Here is a 6,881-nt window from a genome sequence, read left to right as displayed (position 1 = left end):
TACAGTTGGCCGAAAGAACTGGCTGTTTTCAACTTCTACTAAAGGAGCTGAAGCAAGTGCAGCAGTATTCAGCCTGATTGAAACAGCTAAATCCAATAAACTTAATCCATACGATTATATTGAATTCATCATGGATTATTTACCTCAACAAGATCTGGTTGAAGATCCAGAAAGACTGGACTGGTTCTTACCATGGAGTGAAGAGATAAAAGAAGAATTTGAAATAAAAGCCGACTAAATTGATCATTGTATCAATTCAATCGACCTTTTTAAATACACTATTTTATTTGGCGCTTACTTAATATACGTTTCATAAAATGATTATTGTGTTATAATAAACGTACCGAGGAGGTCTAGTTATGAAAAAAATATTAATAGCACTGCTTGCTATAGTAATGATAACAGGATGTTCAACAAGTAAAAAAACACAAACTTTATTTGTTGAAAAAAATAAAAAATATGCATTATGTGACACAGAAGGAGATTTAAAAACAAAATTTAAATATACTTCTTATCAAGATGTACAAGATGAAGGATATCTTGTATCAATTGATAAAAAAACAAGTTATATTTCTAAAGATGGAAAAGATGTTATTGCTTATAAAAAAGGGGTGACTCTTTCAGTTTTAGAAAATATGATCGTCGCTAAAGATGGAAAAGGTCTTTATACACTTTATGATTTATCAGGAAAAATCCTTTATAAAGAGAATAAGAAAACAAAGATTTCTTTATACGGATTACCTGTCATCTATAAGAATAAAAAATATTCTGTTTTAGATGGTAATGGTGATGTATTAGTAACATCTAAAAAGAAGATTACTTATGCAAGTGTTTATAACAGTTCTTTTATTTTAGTGGGTTATGAAAAGAAAAGTGTTTTCTACGATACATCTTCCAATAGTCAAATTGATGAAAACGGCTTAAGCACAAAACTTATAGGTCAATATGATATTATGAATCAAGATTATAAAAAAGGGTTCCTTGTTTATGATCAAAAACAAAAGATGTTTGGTTATGTTGATTTAAAAGGAAAGCTTATTTTTGAAAAGAATATTGAAGTAACAAGTTCGAAGTTTAGTGGGTCAACCATTGTAGTAACAAATAATGATCAAATTCGTTTATTCTCGATTAATGGAAAAGAAGATGCAATTGCGACAACGTATTATAAAAATATCAATAACTATTTAGTTAAAAATGCAAGTTATATTTATGGCCCTCATAAATTTGTAGAAAATGGGAAAACAAAAGATGTGACAGGAATACAATTAAATCCTAAAGTATCTTATGTAAATGGAAAGATGTTCCCTGTTTATGTGCAAAATAAAGGGTATCAATATTATACATTTAGTGGAAAAAAAGCCTTAAAGACAATCTTTAAAGATGCTCAAGATTTTGATAAAAATGGTTTAGCTGTTGTTTCTAAAGATGGTGAAAAGTATTATTTAATGAATAAAGATGGAAAGAAAGTTTCTAAAAATTATGTTTCTATTCAATATTTAGATAAAGGTTATTATGCAGCTTATGAAACAAATAGTAAATATGAAGTCATTGATAAAGAAGGACAAGTTGTTATTAATGGTTACTTTATGGCAGAAGGTCAAATCTTTGAATTTGATGGAGTTGTTTATGGTATTTTAAATAAAAGTGGAACAACCTATCTTTATAATATGGATGATCAAGAAAGTGTATTTTCTTTAGAAGGGGAATATGTCTTGTATCAAGATATGTATTTAATGAAGAAAAATCATAAAGCTTATTATGATTTAGAAGGAAATGTTATTTATAAGGAGTAAGAGATGGAATATTATATTGTTATACTTGTAGCTTATGCGATAATTCTACTGGGTATGAAATTTGTATTTTTGGAGATTGAGGGAAGACAAGCAAGAAAAATGTCAAATATACGTTATTTTTTAAAGTATGATGAAAAATTTGGCTATCGTAATCAATTTTCAGTGATTTTTGTAGCTATTCTATGTTATGTTATTGTTTCATTAGAAACAACATTTTCAACAATGTGGTTTTTACAACTCATTGGTTTTGTGGCAGTAGGAGTAATTAGTGATGCTCTTTCACAAGTAGGATCTTATTATTATGGATGTTTCCGTTTTAAAAAAGATATTCAAGAAAGTAAGATTTTGAAAATTGAAATTGAAGAAGCTATTAAAAACCATGGGGATGAATTGATGCAACAAACGATTCCTAGTTATGATAGTCATCAAATCATTCAACAATATTTTCAAGAAGATAAACATCTTGCTGTTGTTTCAGTAGATGGTGGAGAATTTACTTCTCAGTTCCAAGAACTTCCACCTATTACGTATTCAGTGGAATTAAATCCTTCAAAGGCAAGGGAAAAACTTGAAGATAAAGGTATTAAAGTCACAACTTTTACTTCTCAAGGGAAAATGCCTTTTAAAGATGAAAAGATCGATATTGCGGTTAATGAGTTGTCAAATTATGATAAGTTTGAAATGTATCGTATTTTAAAACCAGGTGGTTACTTAGTGGTTGATCAATTAGGAAGTGATAATTATAAAGAAATTATCAATATGTTTATTCCTTTTAAAATCAAAGGTCAATGGAATAAAGAAGCGTGTCAAACAACTTTAACCGATATTGGTTTTGATATCGTAGATAGTTATGAAGATATTGGACGTATTCGTTTTACTTCTTTATCAGCTGTTCTTGCTTTTATGAAAAGTATTTCGCCAGAACGTGTAGAACGTTATGAACAATTCATTAATTTCTATGCGGATGTTTTAAAGAAAATTAAGAAAAATCATTTTTATGAAATTACCACTCATAAGTTTATGGTAATTGCGAAAAAAAGTACAAATGAGTAGATAATTGTTAGATTATCTACTTTTATATTTGTCTATATAAGACTAAAAAATATTGAATTTATCGAATAAATTTTATTTTGTTATGTAAACGCTTTATTTTTTTAGAAAATACCTAGAAATTATAAAAATAAGGTGCTATAATTAATACATAGAAATTTTTAAGGAGGAGTCATATAATGGCAAAAGAATTATCTTTCGTAGTATCTGATCCAGTTGGATTACATGCTAGACCAGCTACTATCTTAGTAAACCAAGCTAGCAAATTCACTAGCAATATTAAATTAGTTTATAATGATAAAGAAGTAAACTTAAAATCTATCATGGGAGTTATGTCTTTAGGTGTTCCTACTAAAGCTACTGTTACTATTGTAGCTGAAGGTGATGACGAAGAAGATGTAATTGCTTCTATTGCAAAAGTAATTAAAGAACAAAAAGTTGCTGAATAATAGCATTAATGAAAAGGGAATCAACATGGTTCCCTTTTTTTATGCTATAATGAATGTAGAGGTGTAAATCATGGCTAAGAAGTTTAAAACAAATGCGCTAAGAATGTTAGATAAAGCAAAAATTCCTTATTCGATTAAAGAATATGAATATGATGAAGAACACTTAGATGGAAGACATGTAGCAAGTCAGGTGGATATGGATCCAAATGCAATCTTTAAAACATTGGTTCTTCATGATCATCATAATGAACATCTTGTATGTTGTGTGCCTGTTTTAGAAGAAATTGATTTAAAGAAACTGGCGAAACTTGCGGGAAGAAAAAGTGTCGAAATGATTCATCAAAAAGACTTATTATCGGTAACGGGATATATGCGAGGAGGATGTTCGCCAGTAGGTATGAAAAAACAATTTCCTACTTATATAGATGAAAGTATTTTAAAAGTGGATGAGGTTGCCTTTTCGGCAGGTAAGCGTGGTTATCAAATGATTGTAAATGTCCAACAAATTTTGACATACTTAAATGTCGAAGTAGGAGATATTATCCGAAAATAATTTGAAAACGGTTACATTTTTCTGTGGTTTTTGACAAAGAGCTTTGATATACTAATAGAAGAGGTGGTAAAAATGAATTATAACGAAAAATATCAAAAATGGGTTAGTAAAGAAGATTTAGATCCTGCATTAAAAGCTGAATTATTATCAATGGATGAAACTGCAAAAGAAGATGCTTTTTATACAGATGTTGAATTTGGAACTGCAGGGATGAGAGGTATTTTAGGTGCAGGGACAAACCGTCTAAACATCTATGTTATTCAAAAAGCAAATGTAGGATTTGCGAAATATATTGCATCTTTACCAGAAGGTAAAGAAAGAGGTGTTGCTATTGGATATGATAATAGACATATGTCTTATAAGTTTGCAATTGAATCAGCAAAGGTTTTAGCAACTTATGGTATTAAATCATATATCTTTGAATCATTACGTCCAACACCAGAATTATCATTTGCGGTACGTTATTTAAAATGTGCGGGTGGTATTATGATTACAGCAAGTCACAATCCTAAAGAACATAATGGATATAAAGTATATGATGATACTGGATGTCAATTATTACCAGAAGCAGCTGATCAAGTTGTGCAATATGTAAATGAAGTAGATGATGAATTAAATATTAAAGTCTTCTCTGATGAAGAAGCTTATCCATATATGACATGGATTGGTGAAGAAGTAGATGAAGCTTATTATAAAGAAGTAATGGCAATTGAAGTAAATCCTGGAATGGATAAAAAAGATTTCAAAATCGTTTTTTCTCCGCAACATGGAACTTCAAACATTGCGGTAAGAACTTGCTTAACAAGACTTGGATATGATATTGTGCCAGTACTTGCACAATGTGCACCAGATCCAGATTTCTCAAATACAAAATCGCCAAACCCTGAAGTACCTGCTTCTTATGAATTAGCAATCAAAAAAGCTAAAGAAGTAGATGCCGATGTTGTTGTTATTACAGACCCTGATGGGGACCGTTTAGGAGTTGTCGCAAAACATAATGGTGAATATGTTTTAATGTCTGGTAACCAATCTGCAGCTGTTTATTTGGAATATATCTTAAGCCAAATGAAAGAAAAAGGAACATTACCTGATAATGCGGTAATGTATAATACAATCGTTACATCTGATTTAGGAGAACTTGTAGCAAGAAGCTATGGTGTTGATGTTGAAAAAACATTAACAGGATTCAAATTTATCGGAGATAAGATTCGTAAATATGAACAAACTCATGAAAAAACATTTGTATTTGGTTATGAAGAATCTTATGGATGTGTTATTAAAGACTTTGTAAGAGATAAAGATGCTGTTCAAGCTGTTTTAACTGCAGCTGAAGCTGGTAACTATTATAAAAAACAAGGTAAAGATTTAGTAGATGTTTTAAATGAACTTTATGCAAAACATGGTACATTTAAAGAAACACAAATCGCCCTTGCTAAGGCGGGTGCAGCTGGTGCAGCAAGAATTAAAGAAATCATGGACAACTTAAGAAAAGATGCTCCACAAGAAATTGGTGGTGTAAAAGTTGTTAAAGTTGAAGACTATGGAAATAGTACATGTTCTGATGGAACAACAATTCAATTACCAAAATCTAACGTATTAAAATATTACTTAGAAGATGGCTCATGGATTGCAGCTCGTCCTTCAGGAACAGAACCAAAATGTAAATTCTATTTCTCAATTAAAGGAACAGATGCTAAAGATGCAGCTGATAAAACAGAAGTCTTCCATAAATCTATGATGGAAATTATTGGTGAATAATAAGACAAGAGGTCCTAAATGGACTTCTTTTTTTTGGACTAAACGTCCATTGAAGAAGAAAAAAAGGAAAGCTAAAATAATGATAGATAAAAATTAAATCGCCATGGTTAGAAAACGCACAAATTTGACACAAATTTGAGACAAATTGTCTTTGATAACATGGTACAATAACATCAGAAAAACTCCTTATAAATATGATAAACAATATAAACAAAAAGCGATGTATGAAACCTTGATATAAAAAATTTATATAAGGAGGAAATATGATGTGCATTAAAGAAAGAAATGCTAGTGACAGTACCTGTAAAAAACTACTCAGAGATAAAGGATGCTTTGCGGATCTTTGTAATTATGCTTTTTTTCAAGGAAGACAGGTCATTCAACCTGAAGAACTTGTTTCAAGAGAAAATGATCTGTCGACCTTGATAGGAAAGGTCGACAAGCCAACAGAGATCAAAAGATATCGAGATGTGGTAAGAAAAGCAAGTATTCATGGAGAGTATGTGATTATTGGAGTTGAACATCAAAGTACTTTTGATGAAAAAATGATCTTTCGCATACTCAACTATGATGCAACGATTTATATCAATCAGGTTGAAAGTAAACAAGAAATCTATCCAGTAGGAAGCTTTGTGTTCTATACGGGAGATAAAGAATGGAAATCACCAGAAACATTGAAAGAGACATTGAAAAATATACCATCAGAGATGGAACCTTATATCAATGATTGGAGATTACCTGTTGTCGAACTTAAAATAATGGATGCAAGAAAACTTACCAATCAACGATTAAAAGAAGTTGTAGAAATCAGTCAAAGCATGTTTGCAGGAAATTATGATGACTTAAGAAACAATCGTAAAATCGAAACAGAAAACTTCATGATGGCAGCAACATTTACACGTACGAAAATTAAAAGAGAAGATTTACCAGAAGGAGATGAAATCAACATGTGTGAAGCAATGGACAAATTATTTCAAAGATTTGAAGATCAAGGAATGGAAAAAGGAGAAACAATTGGATTTGAAAAAGGAAAACGAGAAGAAAAACAAAATACTTTAAAAGAACAACTTAAAGTAAAACTAGGAACCTTATCAAGACCTTTAGAAAAACAACTTACAAATACATCGCTAGAAAAACTAAATGAACTTACATTAAATATATTTAATGTAACAAGTGAAGAAGATGTTTTTAGAATTATTAATTAGGTTATACGTATATTCGTATAGCCTTTTTTTATTTACAAAATATAATAATTATTTCTTATTATTTGCATTTCAC

General features: G+C 30.1%; 7 protein-coding genes. All 7 read left to right on the top strand.

Annotated elements, in window-relative coordinates; all coding sequences use genetic code 11:
- Positions 1-238 (top strand): transposase domain-containing protein (locus C7U55_RS11720; RefSeq protein ID WP_146139625.1); only part of this gene is annotated, 238 nt, incomplete at its 5' end.
- Positions 239-359: 121 nt separating this feature from the next.
- Entirely contained in the window at positions 360-1,793 is a 1,434-nt protein-coding gene (locus C7U55_RS11715) for a WG repeat-containing protein (RefSeq protein ID WP_106988722.1), read from the top strand.
- 3 nt (positions 1,794-1,796) lie between these two features.
- A complete protein-coding gene (locus tag C7U55_RS11710; RefSeq protein ID WP_106988721.1) occupies positions 1,797-2,846 on the top strand; it encodes a class I SAM-dependent methyltransferase in 1,050 nt (349 codons plus the stop codon).
- Between the two features lie 176 nt (positions 2,847-3,022).
- Positions 3,023-3,292 (top strand): phosphocarrier protein HPr, encoded by a 270-nt coding sequence (locus C7U55_RS11705; protein WP_022001400.1) that lies wholly within the window; start codon positions 3,023-3,025, stop codon positions 3,290-3,292.
- A 70-nt stretch (positions 3,293-3,362) separates the two neighbouring features.
- A complete protein-coding gene (gene ybaK / locus C7U55_RS11700; RefSeq protein WP_106988720.1) occupies positions 3,363-3,845 on the top strand; it encodes a Cys-tRNA(Pro) deacylase in 483 nt (160 codons plus the stop codon).
- A 72-nt stretch (positions 3,846-3,917) separates the two neighbouring features.
- Positions 3,918-5,603: a phospho-sugar mutase gene (locus tag C7U55_RS11695; RefSeq protein ID WP_106988719.1), complete on the top strand. Its 1,686-nt coding sequence runs from the start codon at positions 3,918-3,920 to the stop codon at positions 5,601-5,603.
- 266 nt (positions 5,604-5,869) lie between these two features.
- On the top strand, positions 5,870-6,808 hold the full coding sequence (locus tag C7U55_RS11690; RefSeq protein WP_162297451.1) for an Rpn family recombination-promoting nuclease/putative transposase: 939 nt from the start codon (positions 5,870-5,872) through the stop codon (positions 6,806-6,808).
- The last annotated feature ends 73 nt before the right edge of the window (positions 6,809-6,881 follow it).

The sequence above is a fragment of the Faecalibacillus faecis genome, from assembly GCF_003024675.1.
GTDB classification, from domain to species: Bacteria; Bacillota_I; Bacilli_A; order Erysipelotrichales; family Coprobacillaceae; genus Faecalibacillus; species Faecalibacillus faecis.
The sequence above is the reverse complement of the archived record's forward strand: the minus strand, read 5'-3'. Positions and strand labels throughout refer to the sequence as shown.